Annotated in this window: 3 protein-coding genes; all 3 read left to right on the forward strand. The window is 72.7% G+C overall.

Translation table 11 applies throughout. The annotated features are described in order from the left end of the window. Positions 1 to 14 precede the first annotated feature (14 nt). The 3 genes from merA (at position 15) to merB (ending at position 2,603) form a co-directional block, all read left to right on the forward strand. Positions 15 to 1,439, forward strand: a complete 1,425-nt coding sequence (merA, locus tag BJF79_RS37145; RefSeq protein ID WP_075904447.1) for a mercury(II) reductase — start codon at positions 15 to 17, stop codon at positions 1,437 to 1,439. A 23-nt stretch (positions 1,440 to 1,462) separates the two neighbouring features. Then, positions 1,463 to 1,885, forward strand: a complete 423-nt coding sequence (locus BJF79_RS37150; protein WP_262403136.1) for a MerR family transcriptional regulator — start codon at positions 1,463 to 1,465, stop codon at positions 1,883 to 1,885. 70 nt (positions 1,886 to 1,955) lie between these two features. Continuing rightward, positions 1,956 to 2,603: an organomercurial lyase MerB gene (gene merB, locus BJF79_RS37155; protein WP_262403137.1), complete on the forward strand. Its 648-nt coding sequence runs from the start codon at positions 1,956 to 1,958 to the stop codon at positions 2,601 to 2,603.

Consider the following 2,603-nt stretch of genomic DNA (forward strand, 5'->3'; position numbering starts at 1 on the left):
GCAGCGGATACGACCTGGCGGTCATCGGCTCGGGCGGCGGGGCGTTCGCCGCGGCGATCGCCGCGCGGCGCAAGGACCGCTCGGTGGTGATGATCGAACGTGCGACCACCGGGGGGACGTGCGTGAACACCGGCTGCGTGCCGTCCAAGGCGCTGCTGGCCGCCGCCGAGGCCCGCCGCAGCGCCCTGGAGGGGCAGCGTTTCCCCGGCATCCGGACCGAGGCCGGGCCGGTGGACTTCGACGCGCTGATCGACGGCAAGGACAAGCTGGTCCAGCAGATGCGGGCGGAGAAGTACACCGACCTGGCCGCCGAGTACGGCTGGGACATCCTCCAGGGCACCGCCCGCTTCACCGGCAGCCCGGACGGCCCCGCCCTGGACGTCGCGCCGGCCGACGGCGGCGGCAGCCGCCGGATCGAGGCCGCGCACTATCTGGTCGCGACCGGCTCCGCTCCGTGGGCGCCGCCCATCGACGGCCTTGCCGAGGCCGGCTACCTGACCTCCACCACCGCGATGGACCTGGACGTATTGCCGGAGAGCCTGCTGGTGCTGGGCGCGGGGTATGTCGGGCTGGAGCAGGCCCAGCTGTTCGCCCGCCTGGGCAGCAAGGTCACCGTGATCGCGCGCAGCCGCTTGACCTCCGGCGAGGAACCCGAGATCTCCGCCGCCCTTCAGGAGGTGTTCGCCGGCGAGGGCATCACCGTCCACACCCACACCCGTCTGACCGCCGTGCGCCGGGACTCCGGCGAGATCGTGGCCACCGCCCGCACCGCAGACGGTCAAGAGCTGGAGCTGCGCGCCGCGCATCTGCTGGTGGCCACCGGCCGCCGCCCGGTCACCGACGGCCTGAACCTGGACGCGGTCGGGGTCACCACGGGCGAGCGGGGCGAAGTCGTGGTCGATGAGCATCTGCGTACGGCGAACCCGCGGATCTGGGCGGCCGGGGACGTCACCGGGCACCCCCAGTTCGTCTACGTCGCCTCCGCCCACGGCGCGCTGATCGCCGACAACGCCTTCGACGACACCACCGGCGGCGCCGGGCGCACGGTGGACTACCACCACCTGCCCCGCGTCACCTTCACCACCCCTGCCATCGCCTCCGCCGGCCTGACCGACGCCCAAGCCGTCGCCCAGGGCTACACCTGCGACTGCCGTGTCCTGCCGCTGGAATACGTGCCCCGTGCGCTGGTCAACCGCGACACCCGCGGACTGATCAAACTCGTCGCCGACGCCTCCACCGGCCGCCTCCTGGGGGCGCACGTCCTGGCCGACGGCGCCGGTGACGTCATCGCCACCGCCGTGTACGCGCTGGCCAATGAGATGACGGTGCAGCAGATGGCCGACCTGTGGTGCCCCTACCTGACCATGGCCGAGGGCCTGAAGCTCGCGGCCCAGACCTACACCCGCGACGTCACCAAGCTGTCGTGCTGTGCCAGCTGAAGCCGCCGGGAAGGAACCCGATCATGAGTGCGAGCCGGACACGGCCGATGACGATCGGCGAGCTGTCCCGCCAGAGCGGGGTGCCGGTCAAGACGCTGCGCGCCTACACCGACCTCGGGCTGATCTACACCCTGGGCCGCAGCCCCGCGGGCTACCGGCTCTACACCGCCGACGCCCTGTGGTGCGTGCGGTTCATCGGCCGGCTGCGCGGCCTGGGCCTGACCGTCGCCGAGATCGGCGAACTGACCACGGCCAATCTCCACGGCCCCGACACACCGGTCGGCGCGCACCTGGCCGAGCTGCTGCACCGCTCCCGCGAACGGCTGCGCCAGCGCATCGCCGCCCAGCAGCAGATCCTGAACCGGATCGAGAAGTTCCAGGCCGAGCACCGGGCGGACTTGGCGGAGGCCGACCTGTGCTGGGCCGGCGACCCGCAGTGCGCTTGACCCTCCCCCCGGGGGCAGACCCTACGGTCGGCACCCAACGGGCCCATCCACCCAAGGAAAGAACGCGATCGTGGACACCGTGGACACCGACACCCAGGACTTCGCCGCCCGCTTCACCGACTCGCTCACCAGCGCCCCCGGCCTGGAACTGACCCTGCTGCGGCCCCTGCTGACGCTGCTGGCGGCCGGTGAGCCGGTCACCGCCGACCAGCTCACCGCCGACACCGGCCGCACCCGCGAGGAGATCCGCCACGCGCTGACGGCGATGCCCGACACCGAGTACGACGCCGAGGGCAGAATCACCGGCTACGGCCTGACCCTCAACCCCACCCCCCACCGCTACGAGACCGACGGCCGCACCCTGTACACCTGGTGCGCGCTCGACACGCTGGTCTTCCCCGCCGTCCTGGGCCACACCGCCCAGGTGACCTCCCCCTGCCGCGCCACCGGGGAGCCGGTGCGGCTGACCGTGACCCCGGACGGGCCCGCCGACGTCGAGCCGGCCACCGCGGTCGTCTCCCTCGTCGCCTGCCAGGCGCCGGCGTCGGTCCGCACCAGCTTCTGCAACGAGATCCACTTCTTCACCGGCGCCGAGGCCGCCGACGAGTGGCTGGCCGGCCACCCCGGGTCCCGGGTGCTGCCCGTCGCCGACGCCTACGCCATCCAACAGCCGCTCATCCAGCAGATCCTCACCGGCACCCCGTCCGGCTGCTGCTGA

The sequence above is a fragment of the Actinomadura sp. CNU-125 genome, assembly GCF_001942465.1.
GTDB lineage: Bacteria > Actinomycetota > Actinomycetes > Streptosporangiales > Streptosporangiaceae > Spirillospora.